This window comes from Acrocarpospora corrugata (assembly GCF_009687845.1).
GTDB classification, from domain to species: Bacteria; Actinomycetota; Actinomycetes; order Streptosporangiales; family Streptosporangiaceae; genus Acrocarpospora; species Acrocarpospora corrugata.
In genome coordinates this window covers 39,485-62,410 of the sequence record NZ_BLAD01000072.1, presented here as the reverse complement: position 1 = coordinate 62,410, position 22,926 = coordinate 39,485, and the positions used below count along the sequence as shown (strand labels likewise).

At 68.6% G+C, this 22,926-nt stretch carries 19 protein-coding genes; 8 read left to right on the top strand and 11 right to left on the bottom strand.

The window, feature by feature from the left end; translation table 11 throughout:
- Nucleotides 1-605 precede the first annotated feature (605 nt).
- Together Acor_RS28890 and Acor_RS28885 are read left to right on the top strand one after the other, a co-directional pair.
- Nucleotides 606-2,141 (top strand): SigE family RNA polymerase sigma factor, encoded by a 1,536-nt coding sequence (locus Acor_RS28890; protein ID WP_155339914.1) that lies wholly within the window; start codon nt 606-608, stop codon nt 2,139-2,141.
- Nucleotides 2,142-2,333: 192 nt separating this feature from the next.
- The gene (locus Acor_RS28885; RefSeq protein ID WP_246239229.1) at nt 2,334-2,882 is read left to right on the top strand and encodes a GNAT family N-acetyltransferase; all 549 of its coding nucleotides are present in this window, start codon (nt 2,334-2,336) and stop codon (nt 2,880-2,882) included.
- Between the two features lie 106 nt (nt 2,883-2,988).
- On the opposite strand, the gene trxA is transcribed toward Acor_RS28885, so the two are convergent.
- Both trxA and trxB read right to left on the bottom strand, forming a co-directional pair.
- On the bottom strand, nt 2,989-3,312 hold the full coding sequence (trxA, locus tag Acor_RS28880) for a thioredoxin (protein ID WP_155339912.1): 324 nt from the start codon (nt 3,310-3,312) through the stop codon (nt 2,989-2,991).
- Between the two features lie 30 nt (nt 3,313-3,342).
- Nucleotides 3,343-4,275, bottom strand: a complete 933-nt coding sequence (gene trxB, locus Acor_RS28875) for a thioredoxin-disulfide reductase (protein WP_155339911.1) — start codon at nt 4,273-4,275, stop codon at nt 3,343-3,345.
- 293 nt (nt 4,276-4,568) lie between these two features.
- On the opposite strand from trxB, the gene Acor_RS28870 reads away from it, so the two are divergent.
- The gene (locus Acor_RS28870; RefSeq protein ID WP_155339910.1) at nt 4,569-4,883 is read left to right on the top strand and encodes a hypothetical protein; all 315 of its coding nucleotides are present in this window, start codon (nt 4,569-4,571) and stop codon (nt 4,881-4,883) included.
- A 97-nt stretch (nt 4,884-4,980) separates the two neighbouring features.
- Here the strand turns inward: Acor_RS28870 and Acor_RS28865 are convergent, their stop codons facing one another.
- From Acor_RS28865 to Acor_RS28840, 6 genes are all read right to left on the bottom strand, one after another.
- Nucleotides 4,981-5,484 (bottom strand): hypothetical protein, encoded by a 504-nt coding sequence (locus Acor_RS28865; RefSeq protein ID WP_155339909.1) that lies wholly within the window; start codon nt 5,482-5,484, stop codon nt 4,981-4,983.
- 511 nt (nt 5,485-5,995) lie between these two features.
- Nucleotides 5,996-6,604 carry an RNA polymerase sigma factor SigM gene (sigM, locus tag Acor_RS28860; protein ID WP_155339908.1) on the bottom strand — a complete coding sequence of 203 codons (609 nt, stop codon included), beginning with the start codon at nt 6,602-6,604 and terminating at the stop codon, nt 5,996-5,998.
- A 147-nt stretch (nt 6,605-6,751) separates the two neighbouring features.
- Nucleotides 6,752-8,239, bottom strand: a complete 1,488-nt coding sequence (locus tag Acor_RS28855) for a protein kinase family protein (protein WP_246239249.1) — start codon at nt 8,237-8,239, stop codon at nt 6,752-6,754.
- Nucleotides 8,240-8,397: 158 nt separating this feature from the next.
- Complete coding sequence (murJ, locus tag Acor_RS28850; protein WP_155339906.1) at nt 8,398-10,011, bottom strand: murein biosynthesis integral membrane protein MurJ; 1,614 nt, start codon at nt 10,009-10,011, stop codon at nt 8,398-8,400.
- Between the two features lie 48 nt (nt 10,012-10,059).
- Nucleotides 10,060-12,120 (bottom strand): DUF6049 family protein, encoded by a 2,061-nt coding sequence (locus Acor_RS28845; protein WP_155339905.1) that lies wholly within the window; start codon nt 12,118-12,120, stop codon nt 10,060-10,062.
- A 37-nt stretch (nt 12,121-12,157) separates the two neighbouring features.
- Nucleotides 12,158-12,661: an aminoacyl-tRNA deacylase gene (locus Acor_RS28840; RefSeq protein ID WP_155339904.1), complete on the bottom strand. Its 504-nt coding sequence runs from the start codon at nt 12,659-12,661 to the stop codon at nt 12,158-12,160.
- A gap of 144 nt (nt 12,662-12,805) precedes the next feature.
- On the opposite strand from Acor_RS28840, the gene Acor_RS28835 reads away from it, so the two are divergent.
- A complete protein-coding gene (locus Acor_RS28835) occupies nt 12,806-14,194 on the top strand; it encodes a CCA tRNA nucleotidyltransferase (RefSeq protein WP_422664842.1) in 1,389 nt (462 codons plus the stop codon).
- The gene (locus tag Acor_RS28830; RefSeq protein ID WP_155339902.1) at nt 14,187-15,419 is read left to right on the top strand and encodes an adenosylmethionine--8-amino-7-oxononanoate transaminase; all 1,233 of its coding nucleotides are present in this window, start codon (nt 14,187-14,189) and stop codon (nt 15,417-15,419) included. Before Acor_RS28835 ends, Acor_RS28830 begins: the two co-directional genes overlap by 8 nt.
- Here the strand turns inward: Acor_RS28830 and Acor_RS28825 are convergent.
- Nucleotides 15,412-16,698: an MFS transporter gene (locus tag Acor_RS28825; RefSeq protein WP_155339901.1), complete on the bottom strand. Its 1,287-nt coding sequence runs from the start codon at nt 16,696-16,698 to the stop codon at nt 15,412-15,414. The two genes, Acor_RS28830 and Acor_RS28825, sit on opposite strands and share 8 nt — an antisense overlap.
- Nucleotides 16,699-16,803: 105 nt before the next feature.
- Between Acor_RS28825 and idi the strand changes: the two genes are divergently transcribed.
- Nucleotides 16,804-17,388 (top strand): isopentenyl-diphosphate Delta-isomerase, encoded by a 585-nt coding sequence (gene idi / locus Acor_RS28820; RefSeq protein WP_155339900.1) that lies wholly within the window; start codon nt 16,804-16,806, stop codon nt 17,386-17,388.
- Nucleotides 17,389-17,466: 78 nt separating this feature from the next.
- Here the strand turns inward: idi and Acor_RS28815 are convergent, their stop codons facing one another.
- A complete protein-coding gene (locus Acor_RS28815; RefSeq protein WP_155339899.1) occupies nt 17,467-18,546 on the bottom strand; it encodes an inositol-3-phosphate synthase in 1,080 nt (359 codons plus the stop codon).
- A gap of 16 nt (nt 18,547-18,562) precedes the next feature.
- The gene (locus Acor_RS28810) at nt 18,563-19,153 is read right to left on the bottom strand and encodes a PadR family transcriptional regulator (RefSeq protein WP_155339898.1); all 591 of its coding nucleotides are present in this window, start codon (nt 19,151-19,153) and stop codon (nt 18,563-18,565) included.
- A 153-nt stretch (nt 19,154-19,306) separates the two neighbouring features.
- Between Acor_RS28810 and Acor_RS42390 the strand changes: the two genes are divergently transcribed.
- Entirely contained in the window at nt 19,307-19,699 is a 393-nt protein-coding gene (locus Acor_RS42390) for a DUF5318 family protein (protein WP_170317122.1), read from the top strand.
- A 342-nt stretch (nt 19,700-20,041) separates the two neighbouring features.
- On the top strand, nt 20,042-22,744 hold the full coding sequence (locus Acor_RS28805) for a transglycosylase domain-containing protein (RefSeq protein WP_155339897.1): 2,703 nt from the start codon (nt 20,042-20,044) through the stop codon (nt 22,742-22,744).
- The last annotated feature ends 182 nt before the right edge of the window (nt 22,745-22,926 follow it).

The window sequence follows — 22,926 nt, the reverse complement described above, 5'->3', positions numbered from 1 at the left end:
TCACCCCTTGAGTACTTACTTGCCGGGGATCTCCCACGCGCCCAACCTGCCGCACGACCCCGCGGAGCGCTCGCTCCGGGGTGCTGTTGGCAGTGGTTCTCCCACCCACCCGCCCTTTGCGACGCTCGCGCTCGGCCCCGGCAACCGCCCGTCCGTCGCAACCGAGTCCCCCGCGACCCGAGCCCCCAGTTCGTTCTCCGAATCCCGGGAACTCATCAGACCTGCATTCCCGCGAACTCGTCGGAAGCCCATTCACCACGCCCAGGAAGCGCCAAACAATCCCACGACGAAACCCCTCACCCCCAAACCGAGAACCAGCCAACTCGCCCGCCAAAGCCTCGACCCAAGCCCACAAGCCTCCTCGACCCCCAGCCAATTACTGCCAGCTAGTCATACGCGGGGTTTGGCTTGCCCCGGCGCTCCCCCTTGACGATGCTCCGGCTGCGACCGCATGTGAGGCCCGGCTTGGCGCGGATCCGGCGGACGCGCTTCGCATGGACCCGCGCCGGCGGGTGGCGTGCTCGAACGCAACCCGAAGTTCTAGCCGGGCGGCACCGAACCTTTTGACATGTCACCGGCGTCGGTAACGGTTGAGAGGAGTCCCCTTGGACCGCAATGACAGCTTCCGCGGGTTCGTCGCCGGCCATCAGCAGGCGCTGATGCGCACCGCCTACCTGCTCACGGGAGACGCCCACCAGGCCGAGGACCTGCTGCAGAGCGTCCTGCTCAAGGTGCTCGCACGCTGGTCCAGGTTGTCGCACGTCGAGCACCCCGAGGCGTACGCGCGTAAGGCGCTGCTGAATCAGTACATCTCGTGGCGGCGGCGCCGGGTCAGTAGCGAGCTCCCGACCGCCGACCCGCCCGACCGGCCGTACTCGGGCGAGGACTCCACCATCGTGCGGCTCGTCATGCGCCAGGCTCTCATGCGGCTGCCGCCCCGGCAGCGGGCGGTGATCGTACTGCGCTACTACGAGGACAGGACCGAACGTGAGACAGCCGAACTGCTGAACTGCTCGATCGGGACGGTCGTGGTCATCGCTCTTGGGACAACGGTCACCATTCGGCTGTTGCCGGACAGGCCACAGGATGCCGCTTCCCAAAGCGACCTGCCGGCGCGGGGGGTGGGGCCGCTGAGCCACGCGTACAAGACCTTCTGCGAGCCGGACAGCGGGAAGGCGCCGTCGGGCTGCCGGGACGGAGGCTGGCGGGTGGTCACCCGGAGCGGCAAGACCTACCACGTGCCGGAGGCGCTGCCCAGCCTCGCCCCCGGCCGCACCGGCCTGCGCGACAGCCCGCTGGCGATCAGCCGGGACGGCCAGAAGATCGCCTACTACAGCGCCGAAAAGGGCACCTTCCAGGTCCGTGACCTGGCCTCGGGCCAGAAGACGACGGCTGCGAGCAAGGTGCCGAAGGCCCAGTTGGGAAGCATCTCGCGTCTGATGCTGTCGGACGACGGGCGGTTCGTGGCCTTCAGCAAGGTCCCGGATTTCAAGGACCCCGCGCTGCTCATCGATATGCGTGACGGGGTTGTCCGCGAGTTGCCGAACCGTTGGGTTCCCATCGGCCTGTCACAGGACGGTGCCATCATCACGCTTGCGGAATACTCGCCCAGGTCACAGCTGCGGACGATCTCGAACCTGTGGCCGAGCTCTTCGAAGGGCGACTCCACGTCGGTCATCCTGCCAGTGCACTACTTCTTCAGTCCGCTCGCCCCCGATGGGAAGACCGTCGCGGTGATCGAGAACCGCAGCACCGCCGAGCAGCCATGCCGTCGGGGCAACCTCGCCATGATGGACACGCTCACCGGCAAGAAGCGGAAGACGACCGTCATCAGCGGGCTGCCCTCTGATGTCTCCCAGATCTCGCTGCGCACCTGGCTCAGCGCCGAGGAGGTTACGGCTCTCACCATGTCCGTGCGGTGCAGGCCGGCGTCCGAGGTGCCAGACGACGAGCCTGCGGTAATCGACCTGCCGTACCGGACCATGACCGCCTACGCGGTGAACGTCAGGACCGGCAAGGCCAGGAAGCTCGCCACGTACAGAGCGCAGGGCTTCTTCGAGATCGTCCTACCCGGCCCCCCGGGGCTCTGTGACCTCGGTCTCGGGGCGGGGCGAGGGAAGACACGGGCCAAAGAGCGGTAAAGCCCGCCGAGCCGGAAGCTCGGCCATAAGCGAGGCGTGGCCGCAGGCACAGTACGATGCCAGACGGGAGCCGCGGTTCGCGGGTTCTCCTGGTCATGGCTCCTGGTGGGATAGGGGTTTCACGTGTCGCGTCGGCTGGCCAGTATCACCTTGGACAACCTTGACGATCTGCCTCGGCGGTGTCGGCGTTGTGTGTTCTGGGAGCTTGATCCGGTCAGTGGGGAGCGGGCCGTTCAGGCGGGGGATCCTGGCCTGGAGAAGGAGGCCTGGATTTCGGCCACGCTGCTGGAGTGGGGGAGCTGCGGGAAGGTCGCCTACGTTGACGGGGTCGCGGCGGGGTTCGTGCTCTACGCGCCGCCTTTGTACGTGCCGAGATCCGTCGCTTTTCCGACATCGCCAGTGAGTTCGGATGCGGTGTTGTTGATGACCGCGCACATCATTCCGGAGTTCTCGGGCGGCGGCCTGGGACGGATGCTCGTGCAGGGTGTCGCGAAGGATCTCACTCGCAGGGGCGTACGGGCGATTGAGGCGTTTGGGGATCTGAAGTGGGAGCAGCCTGGGTGCATGGCCCCGGCCGACTACCTACTCTCAGTGGGATTTAAGACGGTTCGTCCCCATTTGCGGTTCCCGCGGCTTCGGTTGGAGCTCAAGACGGCGGTGTCGTGGCGCGAGGACGTCGAGGTGGCGCTAGAAAGGCTGCTGGGGTCTATGAGTCCGGAGCGGGCCCTGCGTCCCGTCTGAGGCTTCTCAGCGCCGTCTATGGCCAATGTGGAGGTATTCCCGTACAAGCGAGAAAGCCTCCTCGGGGTGAGGAGGCTTTCTCGGGTGAGGCGTGTGGGCGGGGGATCTAGATGATGCCCTCAAGCTCGCGCAGCAGCATCGCCTTCGGCTTGGCGCCGATGATCTGCTTCACGACTTCGCCGCCCTTGTACACGTTCAGGGTGGGAATCTGGAGTACGCCGTAGTCGCGCGGGGTGGCCGGGTTCTCGTCGATGTTGAGTTTGACCACGGTCAGCTTGTCCGCGTGCTCGGTCGCGATCTCTTCGAGGATGGGAGCGACCTGGCGGCACGGTCCGCACCACTCGGCCCAGAAGTCCACGATGACAGGCTTGTCGCTCTTGAGAACCTCGGTGCTGAAGTCCGCGTCGGTGACGCTCTTGATGACGCCCACTGTTGTCTCCCCTTCTAGGTGGATCGGTGATCAGTCTTCGAGCTCGGTAAGCCAGCGCTCGGAGTCGAGTGAGGCGGCGCAGCCCGTGCCGGCGGCGGTGATCGCCTGGCGGTAGCTGTGGTCCACCACGTCGCCGCAGGCGAAGACGCCGTCCAGGTTGGTCTTGGTGGTGGGCGAGGCGACCTGGACGTAGCCCTCTTCGTCGAGCTCGACCTGGCCCTTGATCAGCTCCACCCGGGGGTCGTGGCCGATCGCGATGAACAGGCCGGTCGCCTCCAGCTCGGTCTCCTCGCCGGTCTTGAGGTTGCGCAGCCGGACACCGCTGACCTTCTTCTCCCCCAGGACGTCGACGACGGCGCTGTCCCAGACGAAGCGGATCTTCTCGTTCGCGAACGCGCGGTCCTGCATGATCTTGCTGGCGCGGAGTTCGCCGCGGCGGTGCACCACGGTGACCGTGCGGGCGAAGCGGGTCAGGAAGGTGGCCTCCTCCATGGCGGTGTCGCCGCCGCCGACGACCACGATGTCCTGGTCGCGGAAGAAGAACCCGTCACAGGTGGCACACCACGAGACGCCGTGCCCGGAAAGCCGCTTCTCGTTCTCCAGGCCCAGCTCGCGGTAGCCGGAGCCGGTCGCCAGGATGACGGACTTGGCGTAGTACGTGTCGGTGTGGGTCTTCACCACTTTGGGGGTGACGGTCAGATCCACCTCGACCACGTCGTCGGCGACCAGTTCGGCGCCGAAGCGCTCGGCCTGCTTGCGCAGGTTGTCCATGAGGTCGGGCCCCATGATGCCGTCGGGGAAGCCGGGGAAGTTCTCCACATCGGTGGTGTTCATCAGCGCGCCGCCGGCGGTGACCGAGCCCTCGAAAACGAGCGGCCGGAGGTCGGCGCGGGCCGAGTAGACGGCCGCCGTGTAGCCGGCGGGCCCCGACCCGATGATGATCACGTTACGGACGTCGCTCAACGCTTCTCGCCTCTCTCTGCTATGACCAAGGGCGTCAACAGATCCTAGGCTGTGTTTATGCCGCGCTGTGGTTATGGCCGATCCTCCGGATCGGCGGGCTTGGCCGCCCGGGAGCCTGTGTCTTCCCTCGTCACTCCGGCCGCTCCGCGACCTGCGTTCCTCAGTCCAGACACAGGCGCGGCCAAGCCGGGGTACGACCTATGGCGCGGAGATTGCCCTCGGGGCCTTCGACCCGGTGCTGGCGGGGCTAAGAAGGTCGGAGTATCCACGCCTGCTCCTGCACCGACTTTCCGTTGATCGAGATTGACGGTGATGGCGTCCGGAGCGTCACACCGAACCCCGTCACACGGGGCCGCGGCCTGGCCGTCTCCGGTGCTGAGCTTGCCTTCCTCAGACAGCACCGAGCGGGTGGCGGGTTCCGCTGGGAGATCCACAGGGCCCGCCGGCAGGGGGAAGCCATCACCGAGACGGACCGGGAGAACCTGCTGCTGCCGGGCGACCGACACCCGACCGGCTGGGCCGGGGGGAAGATCGGCAGAGATGGGACGCTTTGGCTGCACGAGGACGGCGATCCGCGCCGTTGGTACCGCTACGAGATGAACACCTAAGCAGCCATGCCGTTACCCGACCTGGGTCGGGTAACGGCAACCACAGCCGGGTGGTCCAGTTTCTCGTCGGTACGGACCTGCCGGCGGGATGTGGGTGTTAGTTCCAGGTGGCGAGGCCGTCTTGGCGGAGTTCCTGGCAGGTGTCGTTGACGACGACGACGCGGACCTTGTTGAGGGATTGCTCTTCCCAGAAGGCCATCACGGTGGCTTCGTTGCCGTTGTACAGGGCCCGGTCCACCGCGATGGGGGCGCGGTCGAGTTCGTTGGACTTGGCCTGGACGCAGGCGTCGAGTTGTTCGTCGTTGTTGCTGCCGGTGCCGGGCTCGGGGCCGAAGTAGCCGACCAGGGAGCCGGACAGTTCCCGGGATGTGTAGTTGTGGCCGCTCGCCCGGACGGTGTAGGTCAGGGCTCGCTGCGGCGTGCGGTCGGGGGTGGACACGCTCGTCGTCGGCTCGGCCAGGGTTCCGCTGGGCGCGGAGAACAAGTTGGTGGCCAGCGTGGTGGCACCGAAGACTCCGGCCACCGCGGCGGCCGCGCCGAGCGAGGCCAGCCAGGCCCGACGACCCCGGGACGACTTCCGGATCGGAGTGACAGTCGCCAACCCCGAGTCATCCGAAGCCGCTACCCCCACAAGAGCAGGAACGTCCGAACCAGCGTGAACGTCTGATCGAGCGTGGACGCTCCAACCGGCGGGAATGTCCGAACCAGCGTGATCATCCGAACCAGCGGAAACATTCCACTCGGCCGGACTCTCCGACGCAGTCGTGAAGCTCACCCCAGCAGGAACACCCAAACCGGCGGGAATGTCCGAAGCTGGAGCATCCCACGGGCCGGATATCGCCGGGGGAACCAGCGAAAGCCCGTTGGCTCCCGCCGTACCAGACACAAAAGGATTAGGTTCAGCGGCCAGCGCGCGGTCGATACGCATCGCTACCCCCAGCGGCATCGCTGGAATGGGCACCGTCGCGAGCATCTCCCGTACGGTGGCCAGATCGGCCAGGCTCTCCCCGCATGGATCGCAGACAGCCAAGTGCTGCCGGACCCGATGAGCGGTGGCGTCGTCCAGCAACCCCTCCGCCAGCTCTGCGAGGATCTCCAGGTCGTAGTGCGTATCACCCGTCACGAAGTTCTGCTCCCTTCGCGGATGAGACGCGACTGAGGTCCGTTCGGTTCCGTAGATGGGAAAGAATCGGCGCGAGTTTCGCCCGGCCACGTGCGCATCGGCTCTTCACGGTCCCGGCGGGGACCCCCAGAACCCCTGCCGCGTCCTCCACGGAATATCCCATCATGTCCACCAGTACGAGGGCCGCCCGCTGGTCGGCGGGCAGGAGTTTGAGCGCGGCGGTGACCTCCATGGACACTTCGCGTTCGGCGGTCTGGTCGGGCATTGGCGTGTCCCGCTCGGCGGCCTCGATCAGTTCGTCGTCGGCCACCGGCCGGACGGACTTGCGCCGCATGCGATCCAGGCAGGCGTTGACCACGATTCGATGCAACCATGTGGTGACTGCCGCGTCACCCCGGAAACTGTCGGCTTTCCGGTAGGCGGACATGAACGCGTCCTGGACGGCGTCGGCCGCCTCGTCGGGGTCCCCCAGGGTGCGCAGCGCGACCGCCCACATCCGGTCCCGGTGGCGTTTGACGATCTCGCTGAAGGCCAGTGGGTCGCCGCCGATATGGCGGGTGAGCAGGTCGGCGTCCGTCAACGCCGTCCGGGCACCCACGGCTGTGGGGTGCTCGGGCGTTGCCGGCTGTTCTGGTGGAGGGGTCACGTCGCCGATCCCAGGGTGCTCAGGTCCAAGATGGTGCCACCATACTTCCCTCCAGCGGCATCAAGGCGCGTAAACCAGATCAAATAGGCCTGAGACCTGCTATTCCTCGGTCGCGGTGATCTCCAGATCCAGCACCGTGCCGCGGAACCTGGGCCCGAACGGCGGCAGTTCGGTGAACCACACCATCAGGTAGCGGCTCGGCTCGCTGCCGGTCAGGTCGAAGGTCACCTTGCCCATCGCCTGCTTGGTGGACGCGGCCGTGGTGAGCGCCTCCGGCGTGGGCTGGCCGCCCAGTTTGAGTTCGGCGGAGCCGCCGGGCACGTCCCCGAAGTCGACGGTCACCTTGGTCAGCTGGGCGTCCCTGCCGAGGTCGACGAGTAAGCCGACGCCCTTCTTGAGACCGCCGAACTTGGCGCTGTCGTAGGTCTCGGTGTGCCAGTCGGTGCCGTACGAGCCGTCGATGGCGCGAGCGGCCAGTTCGTTGCGCTCCTCGCCGTCGCCGAGCGGGTCGAACCCGATGGCTTCCGCGGGGGTGAGGGCCACGGTCTTGGCCCCCGGTTCCGCGCCGGGCGCCGAGGGGGAGCTGCTGGACGGGGAGGCTTCGGTGCCGAGGCTCTTGCCCAGGCTCCAGGCGCCGATGCCGACGACGGCCATCACCAGCAGGACCACGATGGTGATCAGGAACCGGCTGAACAGGCCGGCCGGGCGGCGGTTGGGCTGCGGGCGCGGCGGCGGGGCCGGCCGGGCGGCCCTGGCGGTGGTGAGCGTGTCGGGAGCCTCGGCGCGCAGCTCCACCGACGGCGGCACCGTGGAGGCGGGGGCGGGCGCGGGGCGGGGGACCTGGGACAGCGCCTCGGCCACTTCGGCGGGCGTGGTCAGCGGCGTGAGGCCGCGTTTGACTCCCAGGATCCGGCTGACGATCGTGTCCAGGTAGCCGGGGACGCCGGCGGTCACCTGGCGGGGCGTGCAGAGCTTGCCGTCGTCCAGCGGCGCGGGCGGCAGGCCGCAGTCGTCCTCGCCGGGCCAGTGGCCGGTGAGCGCCGCGTACAGCAGGCGGCCGAGACCTTCCGCGTCGGCGCGCTCGGCCTCCTCGGGGGATTCGGCCTCCAGGCCGAGGACGGCCGCGTCCACGCCGACGCCGAGCAGCTTGACGGTGCCGCCTTCGCTCCACATCAGCCGCCCGGGGGTCAGGGCGAGGTGGCACATGCCGGCCCGGTGGGCGTGCGCGAGGGCTTCTGCGGCTTCGGCGACCAGGACGGCGCCGCGCTCGGGCTCCATCGGCCCGGCTTCGAGCAGGTCCAGCAGGGACTCGCCGGTCACCCACTCGCTGACCACGTAGGCGGTGCCGTCCTCGTCGGCGGCGTCGAAGACCTGGGTCAGCCGGGGGTCGGTCAACCGGCTGGCGGCACGCGCGGCCAGCACGACCTCGCTCTCGCGCGGAAACTCGGGGCTGAAGGTGTGGACGGCGACGGGCCTGGCCAGGATCTCGTCGATGGCCTTCCAGAGGGTCGCTCCGCGGGATTCGTGCACGCGGTCTTCGAGCCGGAAACGATCGGCGAGACGGGTGCCGGGTTCGACGGCGGACATGCTCACCGGGCCGCTCCCGCGTCAGGCCGGCGACGCGACGTGCATCCGCCCACGCTTTTGCCTCCGCTCACCGGTTTTACCTCTGCCACACCATGCTAGTGCCGTGCCGGGGTCACGCCACGCCCGCCAGGATCACACAATCAGGGTGGAGAAACCCTTTAGCGTCCTACCCGTCTCGTCACCATTCCAATGATGGAACCCACTTCCGCGATCCTGAGCCGGTGCGCGACCAGCAGGTAGACCAGCCCGCCGAGCCCGCCGCCGACGGCCAGCACCACGGCCGAACTGATCGCGTTGATGTCGGCGACCCGCACACTCCCCCACAGCACCAGCAGCGCGACCAGCGCCGCCGGGATCGCGGCCAGATACATCCGGATCAGCCCGGAGGCCACCAGCCGCCCGCCGAGCCCGCCGATCCTGCGGCTGGCCAGCAGCCAGGTCAGCGCGCTCCCCACCACGTAGGTCACGGTGAACGCCCCGGCCAGCCCCATCACCACCACCTGCGGCGGCAGCGTCAGGTACAGCGTGATCCCGATCGCCGCGTTGATCAGCACGTTCACCCCGGCGATCAGAGCGGGGGTACGGGTGTCCCCGAAGCTGTAGAACACCCGCAGCAGCAACTGGAAGATCGAGAACGGCACCAGCGCCAGCCCGAACACCTGCAGCACATGCCCGATGTAGATCGCCTGCTCGGTCGAGACCGCCCCCCGCCCGAAGATCAGCACAGTCACCGACGGCCCGAGCACCATCAACAGCAACCCGGCCGGCACGATCACCGAACACACCATCCGCACCGCCGACGCGAACTCCCCCCGCGCCGAATCGAACTCCCCGTCCCGCACGAACACGCTCAACCGCGGCAACATCGCCGTGATCACCGAAACCGCGATGATCCCGTACGGCAACTGAAACAACTGGAACGCGTACGAGTACGGCGTCAGCCCCCGCCCGTCGATCCCGTCCGCGGCCGCCGCGCTCCCGGCCCCCGTGGCCAGCCGCGTCGTCACCACGAACCCGACCTGGTTGATCGCCACGAAGGTCAGCGTCCACACCGCCAGCCGGCTCAGCTCGCCCAGCCCGGCCTTCCAGATGTCGAACCTGGGCCGGAACCGGAACCCGACCCGGTGCAGCGCGATGACCAGGATGATCGACTGCCCCACGATGCCGGCCGTGGTGCCGATGCCCAGCAGCAGCAACTCGCCCCTGGTCACCTGGGCCACCTCGTGCGTCCCGTGCCGGAGCAGGTACGCCACCCCGACCCCGATCACCACGAGGTTGTTCAGCACCGGCGCCCACATCGGCGCCCCGAACCGGTCCCGGGTGTTGAGGATGGCCCCCGCCACCGCGCCCACCCCGAAGAAGGCGATCTGCGGCAGGATCAGCCGGGCCAGCGTGACCGCCGCGTCGATCCCCTCCGGCGTCAGGTCGTCGGCGTACAGCTGGACCAGCGGCCGGGCCAGCAGCACGGCCACGACGGCGACCAGGGTGAGCCCGAGCGTGGCGGCGGTCAGCAGTCGCTGCTCGTAGGCCCGCCCGCCGTCCGCGTCGTCCTTGTGGTGGCGCAGGATGGCCGGCACGATCACGCTGCTCAGCACCCCGCCGATGAGCAGGTCGAACAGCACGAACGGGATCGTGTACGCCACGTTGTACGCGTCACCGAGGATGGTCACGCCGATGGCCGAGGCCAGGATGGCGGTCCGCAGGAAACCGGTCAGCCGCGAGACCAGCGTCCCGGCCGCCATGATCGCGCTGGCGCGCATCAACCGGCTCATGTCACTCCTCGGTAGAACGAGATCACGAGGCTACTGGGGATCGGCGGGCTACGCCTCCTGGGGTTCCCCGTGTTCGCGCACCGGCGCGGGCAGCAGCGGCCTCTTGGTGGAACGGCGGCGCACGATCCGCATCACCACGGCCGCCAGCATGATCACGACCGCCGCGCCGACGATCACGAGCGCGATCCCGCCGTAGCCGGTGGCGGACACGGTCAGTTTGGCGGGCTTGCCGAACACCCGTCCTTCGCGGTTGAGCAGCTGCACGTTGAGGGTGGCCTGGCCGCCGTCGCCGCGTACGGTCACCGGCACGTCGAAGGACCAGGTCTTGCCCTTGGTCACGGTCACCGAGGTGGTCTCCAGGACGCCGGCCGGGCCCTCCACCGCGAGCAGGTCGGGCTGGGTGGACTTGACCCGGATGGCGATCTCGACGTCCTCGTCCATCTCGTTGGTGACGGTGACCGGGATTCGCCCGTTCTCGCCCGCGATCGAGCGCGGGTCGTCCGGCCGGGCGACCGACACCTGCGCCATCCGCGCGTCCACGGCCGCCTCGACCTTGGCGACGTACGCCGCCGCCTCCCGTTCGGCCTTCTGGCCGCGCCAGGAGGCCGAGGCCAGCCGGAGCACGGCGGTCTCGAAGATACGCACCCCGCTGGCGGGCACCTGGGTGGCGGTGTCCACCTTCCTGGCCAGTTTGCGGACGCTGGTCAGATACGCCTTGGACAGCTCGCCCTGGCGGGCCTGGGCCGGATAGGCCAGTTCGGCGCGGACGGTCCGGTCCGGTTTCACCGAGTCGAGGGTGATCGGCCGGGTCCACGGCAGCGGCTTGAGCAGTTCGGCGATGAAGGCCGGATCGGGGTTCCAGGTCCGGGTGGCGGGGGCGACGATCACGCTGCCGGCCCGGTTCGGCGGCTGGGACAGGCTGATCATGGCGGTCTCGGCCAGGAACCGCTGCCGGATGGCCAGCGCCGCCCCGGGCGCCTTGGTGTCCGAGCTCAGCAGCTGACCCAGCACGGGATCGGCCAGTTGGGCGGTGACCTGGCCCTTCACCGTGTCCAGCGGCGCGGCGGGGGCAGCGGTGGCGGCTTCGGCGGGGTTGATCGGCGGGAGCGCGGAACCGGTGAGCAGGACCGAGCGGGTGCCGTTGACGGCCAGTTCGTCCAGGCCGTCCCGGTCGATGAGGCCGCCGGCGGGCCACACCGTGGTGGCCGGGATCTGCCGCTTCAGTAGCTGGCTGGCCACCGTCGAGCCCTGGGCCACGGCCTGGCCGGTGGCGTCGTCGAGGCCGTTGTGCACGAGCCCGGCCACGTCCGGATCCCCGTATGGCGTGGCCAGCACCGGGTTGTCGGCCAGTGCGGCGCGGACCGCGGCCAGCCAGGCTCCGGCCTTGGGATCGGCCTTTCTGTCCGTGCTGGTCTTGCCCTTGTGCGTCTGGGCGAGCCGCTGGGCGTCGTCCAGCAGGGCCGGGTCCACGAACCAGGTGACGTTCTTGTCGACCGTCTCGGCCAGCTTGAGGACGTTGGCCAAGCGGCCGTCGCCGAGCAGATTCTCGTCCAGGAACACGCCGTCGTCGGCCTGGTGCTGACGGCCGATCAGCGGCAGCGCGACCGCGACCCGGGTCTTGGGGAGCTTGGTACCGGGCGGGAGGTAGGTCAGGAACGTGTGCACGGCGGCCAGCGGCTGCTCGGTGAACCCGTCCAGGACCTCGATCGTCAGCGGATACACGCCCGCCCGGGTGAGGCCGAGCTGGCCGGGGGTGAAGTCGACGGTGAACGGGAGCTTGCCGTTGGGGTCCAGCGCGGCGTTCTGGATCCGGGTGTCGTAGCCGGAGGTGTAGTCGGCCTGGCCGGTGGCGTGCGCGTCCATGTCGGCGCGGGAGCGGAGCGGGTTGTTGCTGCCGTACCTGAACCGGACCTTGACGATGGACTGCGGGGTGCCGGTGACCTCGCCCGCGATGGTGATCGGGGCGCGCGGGTCCTGCGGGGATTCCGGGCTGATTTCGGTCAGGACCAGCCCGTTCGCCGCTGTGGCGGCACGCGTCGCGTTCGCCGGGTGCGCCAGACCTGGCGCGACGAGCCAGGCGGCGGTTAGAAAGGAAACCAGGCGACGCACGCCCTGAATGCTATAGGCCTCCGATATGTGGCCGTTGTCAGCCGGTGCGTCCGTTACCCGTGAGATCCACGGGCTTGGCGTCCACCAGAGCAAACAGATGGATCGCACGCAATCGCAATACCGTGCTGCGTTCCCCGGTCGCCGTGTAGACGAGGTCGTCCGGGTCGGTGTCGTCGATCAGGCGCTGGTCGATCAGCACGGTCAGCCGATCCGGCAGCAGCAGCGGCCCGACCAGACCGGAGGCGTAGTCGGTGGCGGAGTTGACCAGGAAGGCCGAGGCGAGCCGGACCCGCTGCGCCCCCAGCAGCGCGGTCACCGTGGCGGCCTTGGGCGGTTTGGCGACCGACCCGATCACGGCCACCGGCTCGCGCACCGAACGGATCGTGACCTCGAAGACGGTGACTCCCACGCAATCGCGGGCAGAGACCCCCAATACCTTCGGCAGGTCGTCGAAGCAAGTCAGGACACGGGGAAGCCGTACGATCTCATGGTGGATCTGCTGGGCGAGGAGGCGGCGGTGGATCGCGAGGGCGTCCTGCATGTTCTGCGCTCCTTCGTCGTGCCCCCGACAGATCTGCGACTGACCGTAACCTGGTGATCGCCATAGGTGTACTAGCCCAGAGGCACCTGTTCCGTAATCGAAGGACTACCCAGCTTGTCCCCTTCAAATCGTGTAGAGACCGCTGTGAGCGACTTGTTCCATCGGGTGGAGCCGGTCGCCGACGAGCTCGGCGAGGTGTTCGCCAAGCGCGGCCACGAGCTCGCCCTGGTCGGCGGGCCGGTCCGTGACGTGCTGCTCGGCCGGGCCGGACACGACCTCGACCTGACCACCGACGCCCGCCCCGAGCAGGTGCTGGAGATCGTCCGCGACTGGGCCGACGCGTTCTGGACGATCGGCATCGAGTTCGGCACCGTCGGCGCGCGCAAGGGCGACTGGCAGCTGGAGATCACCACCTACCGCAGCGAGGCGTACGACCCGAAATCCCGCAAACCCGAGGTCCGGTACGGCGACACGCTCGACGCCGACCTGGCCCGCCGCGACTTCGCGGTGAACGCGATGGCGGTCCGGCTGCCCAGCCACGAGTTCGTCGACCCGCACGGCGGCCTGCGCGACCTGGCCGACCGCGTGCTGCGCACCCCCGGCACCCCCGAGCAGTCCTTCGGCGACGACCCGCTCCGGATGCTGCGCGCCGCCAGGTTCGCCTCCCAGCTGGGCTTCACCGTCGACGCCGCCGCCATCGCCGCGATGCGCGACATGGCCGAGCGGATCGAGATCGTCTCGGCCGAGCGCATCCAGGCCGAACTGGACAAGCTGATCTGCGGCGCCGACCCCCGGGCCGGGCTCAGTCTGCTGGTCGAGACCGGCCTGGCCAACCACGTCCTGCCGGAGCTGCCCAAACTCCGCCTGGAGATCGACGAGCACCACCGGCACAAGGACGTCTACGAGCACACCCTGATCGTGCTGGAGCAGGCCATCGCCCAGGAGGCCGCCGGGCCGGACCGGGTGCTGCGCTGGGCCGCCCTGCTGCACGACGTCGGCAAGCCGAAGACCCGCAAGAACGAGGAGGGCGGCCGGGTCTCCTTCCACCACCACGAGGTGGTCGGCGCGCAGCTGGCCAAGCGGCGGCTGAGCGAGCTCAAGTTCCCGAAGGAGGTCGTCGGCGACGTGGCCCGCCTGGTCGAACTGCACCTGCGCTTCCACGGCTACGGCGAGGGCGAGTGGACCGACAGCGCGGTCCGGCGCTACGTGCGGGACGCCGACCACCTGCTGGACCGGCTGCACAAGCTCACTCGGGCCGACTGCACCACCCGCAACAAGCGCAAGGCCGCGGCGCTGTCCCGGACCTACGACCAGCTGGAGGAGCGGATCGCCCGGCTGGCCGAGGAGGAGGAGATCGCCAAGATCCGGCCGGAGCTGGACGGCAACGAGATCCAGGAGATCCTCGGCATCCCGCCGGGGCCGCTGGTTGGGCGGGCGTACAAGTTCATGATGGACATCCGGATGGACGAGGGCATGATCGGCAAGGACGCCGCCAGGGACCGGCTGGTGGCGTGGGCGGCCGCGAATGGATGACCTGCTGCGGCTGGACCGGGAGCACGTGTGGCATCCATACACGGCGTTTCCGCCCGCCGTGCCGGTGCACGCGGTCGCCAAGGCCGAGGGGGTACGGCTGACGCTCACCGACGGCCGGGTCCTGGTGGACGGGATGTCGTCCTGGTGGGCGGCGATCCACGGCTACCGGCAGCCCCGGCTGGACCAGGCGATCAAGGATCAGCTGGACGACATGGCGCACGTCATGTTCGGCGGGCTCACCCACGAGCCGGCGGTGCGGCTGGCGGTGCGGCTGGTCGAGCTGACCGGGCTGGACCGGGTGTTCCTGGCCGACTCCGGGTCGGTGGCGGTCGAGGTCGCGATCAAGATGGCGATCCAGGCGACCGGGCGGACCCGGCTGTTTACCGTGCGCGGCGGGTACCACGGCGACACGTTCGAGTGCATGTCGGTGTGCGATCCGGTGAACGGCATGCATCACCTGTTCACGGGGGCGCTGGCGCAGCACGTGTTCGCGCCGCCGCCGCCGTTGGGGTACGGGGTGGCGCCGGATGAGGGCTACCTCGCCGAGGTGGCCGATCTCCTGAAGCGGCACGCGCACGAGCTGGCGGCGATCATCCTGGAGCCGGTGGTTCAGGGGGCGGGCGGGATGCGGTTCTACCACCCCGCCTATCTCCGGAAATTTCGGGAGTTGGCCGATGAGTTCGGGCTGCTGCTGATCGCGGATGAGATCGCGACCGGGTTCGGGCGGACCGGGGAGCTGTTCGGGTGCGATCACGCGGGGATCCGGCCGGACATCATGTGCGTGGGGAAGGCGCTGACCGGGGGGTACATGACCCTGGCGGCGACGTTGTGCACGGCGGAGGTGGCGGAGCGGATCGGGCTGCTCATGCACGGGCCGACCTACATGGGGAATCCGCTGGCGACGGCGGTCGCGAACGCGTCGCTGGAGTTGCTGGGCGAGCGGCCGTGGCGGCAGGAGGTCAAGGGGATCGAGGCGGTGCTGGCCGAGGGGCTGGCGGCGGCCGCGCCGTACGCGAAGGATGTGCGGGTGCTGGGGGCGATCGGAGTGATCGAGGCCCACGAGCCCGTGGATGTCCAGAAAATTCAGGACATCGTGATGGAGCGGGGGGTGTGGCTGCGGCCGTTCGGGCGGCTGATCTACACGATGCCGCCGTACGCGTGTGAGCCGGCCGATCTCGCCATGATCACTGAGGCCATGGTGGCGGCGGCCCGGTCGCTCAGGTAGCCGTGACCGGCTGGCGGGGGCGGGCGACCAGGCGGTAGCCGACGGCGGAGACGCCGTACAGGACGCAGATCAGGGCGAGCACGCCGACCGAGCGGCCGTTCGGCGGCAGCAGCAGGGCCGCGAACGAGACGCCGATCACGAACATGCCGTTGAACAGGAAGTCGTAGATGGAGAAGATCCGGCCCAGGTAGGCGTCCTCGATCTCGCGCTGGACCACGGTGTCGGTGCAGATCTTGATGCTCTGGCCGGTGATCCCCAGCACGAAACCGGCCGCCAGGAAGCCCGGCTCGCGGAATGGCACGCAGAGCACGAACTCCAGCACGCCGGCGGCCACCAGCATCATCGGGATCCAGGTCTCGATCCGGAACCGCTGCGTCGCCCACGGAGTGATCAGCGCCGCCGCGAAATACCCGACCCCGGAGGTGGCGACCACGCCGGTGATCTGTTCCAGGCCGGCTTCCGGGGTGGTCGTGAAGTAGAACCGGTAGAGCAGCAGGACCAGGCCCATCGACATGCCGTAGAGCAGCCGGTGGGCGGCCATGCTGGCCAGCGCGGAGGCCGGGCCGCGCCGGTGCAGGACGTGCCTGGCGCCGTCGCGGAGGCCGGTGAGCACGTTTCTGAGCGCTTCCTTGGTCTGCGGCCGGGCCGGATCGTAGGCGGGACCGAGCAGATCCCTGGCCATGGTCGAGGCGATCAGCGCGCTGGATCCGAAGATCACCCCGGACATCACCAGGATCCCGGCGGTGCCGCCGTTCCCGGCCCCGAACGCGAACCGGAGCAGGAAGCCCGCGCCCGCCCCGACGAAGGTGGCCACCGTGCCCGAGGTCGGGGTGACCGCGTTGGCCATCATCAGCCGGTCGGCCGGGACTACGTGCGGCAGCGAGGCGCCCAGCGCCGTCAGGAAGAACCGGTTGACCGCGAGCACCCCGAACGCGGCCGCGTAGAACACCCAGTCGGGCGCGTGCACGGCCACCGCCGCCGCGGCCCCGAACAGGAACACGCCGCGCACCAGCGGCCCGACGACCAGGATCTGCCGCCGCGACCAGCGGTCGATGAACACGCCCGCGAACGGCCCGATGATCGAGTACGGCAGCAGCAGCACGGCGAACGCCGCCGCCACATCCGCCACCGAGGTCTGCTTCTCCGGACTGAAGAACGCGTAACCCGCCACCGCGAACTGGAAGATCCCATCGGAGAACTGCGAGACCAGGCGAGTGCCGAACAGCCGGCGGAAATCCCTGCCTCGCAGGACGACGCGCAGATCTGAGACGTATGGCACCCGGACAGCCTAGTCTCCGCGGCAATTCGCTTCGCCAAAATAGGACATCAGGGTGATCTCGGATACAGGAGTTCCCAAGCGTCATGATCTCGTACTCTCGATCCCGTGACCTCAGACGAACATGTCGTGCTGGTCGACGGCGAGGGAAACCCGATCGGCACCGCCCCCAAGTCCACGGTTCACGGCGCTCACACCCCGCTCCACCTGGCGTTCTCCAGCTACGTCTTCGATGGTGAGGGCAACGTGCTGCTCACCAGGAGGGCCGCGCACAAGATCACCTGGCCTGGGGTGCTGACCAACAGCTGCTGCGGCCATCCCCTGCCAGGGGAACCGCTGCCGGCCGCCGTCGTCCGCCGCCTCTCCTTTGAACTGGGGCTCACCGTCGAATCGGTGGACCTCATACTCCCGTCCTTCTCCTACCGGGCGATCATGGACAACGGCACGGTCGAACACGAGCTCTGCCCGGTGTACCGGGCGCTCGCGGCCGGCCGCGCCGAGCCGAACCCGGAAGAGGTGGGTTCGGTGGAGTGGGTGCCGTGGAAGGAGTTCGCCGACCGGGTGCTGACCGGCGAACTCGCCATCTCGCCGTGGGCGACCGAGCAGATCCCGCTGCTGGCCGCCCTGGGCCCCGACCCGCTCCGCTGGCCGACCGCCCACCCCGACCGCCTGCCCCCCGCCGCCCGCCCATGAGAGAACGCCCCGGGCCAGGCCCGGGGCGTTCATATTTCTCACGCGACCACGGGGGCCGCGCTTGAGGGGAGTGGCTGTTTAGCGGTCGACCTCGCCGCGGATGAACTTCTCCACGTAGTCCCTGGCCTCGTCGTCGGAGTACTGCTCCGGCGGCGACTTCATGAAGTAGGACGACGCCGACAGGATCGGCCCGCCGATGCCCCGGTCCAGCGCGATCTTGGCGGCCCGGAGCGCGTCGATGATCACGCCCGCCGAGTTGGGCGAGTCCCAGACCTCAAGCTTGTACTCCAGGTTCAGCGGGGTGTCGCCGAACGAACGACCCTCCAGCCGCACATACGCCCACTTGCGGTCATCCAGCCACGGCACGTGGTCGGACGGGCCGATGTGCACGTCGGCGCGGCGCATCTCGTGCGGGATCTGGGAGGTGACCGACTGGGTCTTGGAGATCTTCTTGGACTGGAGCCGCTTGCGCTCCAGCATGTTCATGAAGTCCATGTTCCCGCCGAAGTTGAGCTGGTACGTGCGCAGCAGCTCCACCCCGCGATCCTCGAACAGCTTGGCCATCACCCGGTGCGTGATGGTCGCGCCGACCTGCGACTTGATGTCGTCGCCGACGATCGGCACGCCCGCCTCGGTGAACTTCTCCGCCCAGACCGGGTCAGAGGCGATGAAGACCGGCAGCGCGTTGACGAACGCCACCTTCGCGTCGATCGCGCACTGCGCGTAGAACCGGTCGGCCTCCTCCGACCCCACCGGCAGGTAGGAGATCAGCACGTCCACCTGGGCGTCCCTGAGCACCTGGACCACGTCCACCGGCGCGTCGTCGGACTCCTCGATGATCTCGCGGTAGAACTCGCCGAGCCCGTCGAAGGTATGACCGCGCTGCACGGTCACCCCCAGCGGGGGCACGTCGCAAATGTTGATGGTGTTGTTCTCCGAGGCCACGATCGCCTCGGACAGATCCCGCCCGACCTTCTTGGCGTCCACGTCGAAGGCCGCCACGAACTCCACGTCACCGACGTGGTAGTCACCGAACCGCACATGCATCAGGCCCGGCACCCGAGCCGCCGGATCGGCGTCCCGGTAGTAGTGAACACCCTGCACCAGCGACGCGGCGCAGTTCCCCACACCAACGATGGCCACTCGCACCGAACCCATCGCTCTCGCTCCTTCGCTACTGAGAATCGGGATCTTCATCCCGATCTACTTGGTTTTGTACGGCTTGCGCACGTTCTGTGTTGATTAGCTCGTTCAACCAGCGGACCTCGCGCTCGACGGATTCCAGGCCGTGCTTCTGGAGCTCCAGCGTGTAACTGTCGAGCCGCTCACGGGTCCGGGCGAGGGCGGTGCGGACCGCTTCGAGGCGCTCTTCCAGGCGGCTTCGACGGCCTTCGAGGATGCGCAGGCGCACTTCGGCTTCCGTATGCCGGAAAAAGGCGAAGTGGATGCCGAAGCTCTCGTCCTCCCATGCGGAGGGGCCGGCCTGGGTCAGTAGTTCCTGTAGGCGTTCCTTGCCCTCGGCGGTGAGCTTGTAAACGATCTTCGATCGGCGGCCGAGCACCACGTCTTCCGGCGGCTCCTCCTCAACGATCAAACCCTCGTTGAGCAGGCCTTTCAGACAGGGGTAGAGCGAGCCGTACGAGAACGCGCGGAACATGCCGAGTAGCGTGTTGAGCCGTTTGCGGAGCTCGTAACCGTGCAGGGGAGTCTCGTGGAGCGAGCCCAGGACGGCGAGCTCCAGGACGTTGCCACGGGCGCCGGTCACTGGAACCACCTCCCTGTATGTCTGACCGATGTATCGAACTGATACATCAACAAGATACGTCGCCCCGTTATATCGCGCAACACTGCCCTGTTCAGGGGACCAAGAACCTCATCGGTTCGGCATCTTTTGGTAAGAAGTCGTAATCTGGCCCGTATGTGGTCACAGCGGGCGGTCGTGGACTACGGCCTCGCGAAGCGGGCGGCGATTCAGTCGATCCGCTCTGGCCACGTGGAATCGCGGGACGTCTGCGACGCTCACCCCTATCTGCTGCGGGCCGCTCGGACACTGGGGGAACCCACCGACTACGGCTGCCCGATATGCGAGCGTCGGAACGTCACGCACGTCACTTATGTGTATGGGGACGAACTAGGGCGTTCCGCAGGCCGCGTAAAGGCTTCGTCAGACCTGGCTGAGATGGCCCACGAATACGAGGAATTCAGGGTCTACGTGGTCGAGGTCTGTCAAGGTTGTGGCTGGAACCACCTGGCGGTCTCGTTCCTTCTCGGAACAGGCGGCTCCCTTGCGCGGGGCGGGCTTCCAGGTTGAGTACGCACGTGAGTACGCCGCTGAGGAAGCTGTGGAAGCGACTGCGAGAGCCGCCGCACCCCCGCCCGCCTGCCGAGTAGACGTTGACGAGCAACCCCAACGACCGATCGAGGACGCGTGAGTAACAGCAGCAGCTTTGGCCCGGAGTCGGCCGGCGGCCCCCGCGAGGGCTCCGGCGGGGCCCCTCGCCCTGGGCGGCGCCGTCGTTCTCCCGGCGAACCCCCCGCATCGTGGGGCGAGCCGACAGCGCCTCCTGGCCCCGCCCAACCGGGCGGCCATGGCCCACCCCCGCCGGGCGGCGGGCCACGTCGTGGCGAAGCCGCCTTCGAAGACACCGCCGCGATGGGGGCCGTCCCCCCCAACCGGCATCTGTCCGCCGTGCCGCCGCCACAGTCGCCGCCGCCGTCGCGGGGCTACGAGCGGGAGCGTGGCGGCAACGTGCCGTTCCCGACCGGACCGGCCGACCGCACCCAGGCGGTGCGCCCCCCGAACTTCCCGCCCGGCGGCCCCTCCGGCGGTCCTCCCGGTGGTCAGCCCGGCGGTCCTCCCGGTGGTCAGCCCGGTGGCCCTCCCGGTGGTCAGCCCGGCCCGGCCGACCGCACGCAGGCCATCGGCGCGCCGCCCGGCGCACGTCCAGGCGGCCCGCCCGGTGACCGTGCCCCCATGCACACCGGCGGGTATTCGGTCCGCGGTGACAATCCGGCCGGCGGTCCCCGTACCCAGTCGATCGGCGGGCCGCCCACCGCGATGCGCTCGGAAGGCGCCGAGACCCAGATCGGTGGCCCGCCCGGCCGCCGGCGCCGCGCCGCGGGACCCCAGCCGGGTGGCCCGGGCGGACCCGGCGGACCCGGCGGACCCGGCGGGCCGACCGACCTTGACGACGAGAAGCCGCGTCGCCGGGGCTGGAAGCGGTTCCTGCCGAACTGGAAGGTCGTGGTCATCGGCATCACGGTGCTGATCGCGGGCCTGTTCGGCATGATCGCCGTCGCGTACGCCAACACCCCGGTGCCCACCGTCGAGCAGGCCGAGGCGCTCTCCCAGGGCAGCGTGCTCTACTACAACGACGGCAAGACGAAGATTGTCCAGCTGGGCACCAAGCGCACGATCATCGACATCAAGAAGGTCCCCGAGTTCGTCCAGGACGCGGCCATCGCGATCGAGAACAGGAGCTTCCGCGAGGACGCCGGCATCTCGATCTCGGCGATGGCCCGCTCGGTCTGGATGACCGCCACCGGCCAGCAGCTCCAGGGCGCCTCCACCATCACCCAGCAGATGGCCCGCGGCTACTACGACGGCCTGAGCCAAGAGGTCTCGATCAAGCGCAAGATCAAGGAGATCTTCGTCGCGATCAAGATCAACAAGGAGATGGACAAGGACCAGATCCTCAGCAACTACCTGAACACCATCAACTTCGGTCGCGCGTACGGCATCGAGGCGGCCTCCCAGGCATACTTCGGCAAGTCGGTCACCAAGCTCAATGTCATCGAGGGCGCTTACCTGGCCGCCCGCATCCAGACGCCCAGCTGGGAGGCGGACGCGCCGGCCCTGAAGGCCCGCTTCACCGACGTCGTCAACGCGATGGCCACCTACAAGCCCGACAAGTACGGCACGCTGCCCACCACCGCCAAGTTCCCCGAGGCCCGGCCGGACAACAATGTCAACGAGCTCGGTGGGCTCAAGGGCTACATGCGGACACAGGTCCTAGAGGAGCTCAAGACCCGCGGTATGACGCCCGACATGGTCCGCAGCGGCGGCTACAAGATCGTGACCACCTTCGACCGGAGGCTCATGCTGGCCGCCAAGAAGGCCGTTAAAAACGTCACCTCCGGCATGTCGAAGGAATTCCACACCGGCCTCGCCGCGGTCAACCCCAAGAACGGCCGAATCGTCGCCTTCTACGGCGGCGACGACTTCGTGACCGACCCATGGAACGAGCCCTGGGACTCCAAGAAGCAGGCGGCGTCCGCCTTCAAGCCGTACGTGCTGGCCGCCTGGCTGGAAGCCGGCTACAGCCTCAACAGCTTCGTGCCCGGCAACAAGACCATGCCGACCGACCCGCTCGAACACACCACGCGGATCACCAACAGCCACAAGGAGAAGGACTCGATCGACGTCATCCGCGCCACCGCGGCGTCGATCAACACGGCGTACGCGTCCATGGCGTACGCGGTGCCGGGTCAGCTGGACACGGTCAAGGCGATCGCGGTCGACGCCGGCCTGGACGAGAAGCGGATGAGCGACGACGTCGCCGAGCACAATTACCTGTTCTCCATCGGCACCGCCCCCGTGACCGCCGTCGAGCAGGCCGCGGGCTACTCGATCTTCGCGAACGCCGGCAAGCACGTGGACGCGCACACGGTGGTCGAGGTGTCCCAGCTCAAGGACGGCAAGCGCACGGTCGTGCTCGGCGAGCGCAAGCCGGTCAAGCAGGTCATCTCGCCTGAGGCGGCGGCGGACTCGGTGGTCGCGCTCAAGGCGGTCATCACCGGCGGTACCGCCTCCGGTAACGGCAACATCGGCCGTCCCGCAGGTGGCAAGACCGGCACGAACACCGGCGAGGAGGACGCCTGGTTCGTGGGCTTCACGCCGCAGCTGTCCACGGCTGTAGGCATGTACCGGGAACAGTGCAAGACGAAGCGCGGCAAGATCGTCCAGCCGAAGCATTCGAACTGCCCTAAAGGGACGTCAGCGGTGGAAGTCGGCCTGGGCTTCCAGGGTGCCGATGCCCCCACCAGGATCTGGCGCGACTTCATGATCGAGGCGCACCGCAGCTGGGAGGTCCAGGACTTCCCGCCCCGGGCCAGCACCGGCGCCCCCGAGAACATCGCCCCCAGCCCGTCCCCCACCCCGACCCCCGACGTCGAGGGCGAGTTCCCACCGGACTTCCCGGAGGGCGGCGACGAGTGCTTCCCGGGTGGCGAGGGTTGCGATGTCGACGTCCCGTTGGACGACGGGAGCGGCAACGTGGACCCGTTCACGTCGCCGGCGGGACCGGCGCAGGCGCCACTGCCGCCGCGGCCCACACCGGCGTCGCGGGAACCGTAAAATCCGCCGCGACGCCCGGTCTGCACCGGCGTCGCGGGAACCGCAAAATTTGCCGCAACGCCCGGCGTTCCTCGTGGAGCGCCGGGCGTTTGTTGTTTTCCCCCGATCTGGACACGTGAGGTTTCTCGGGGCGGAGGTCGCCAACGGGGGTGGGGGGGTGGTCAAATACCGGCATGACTCGG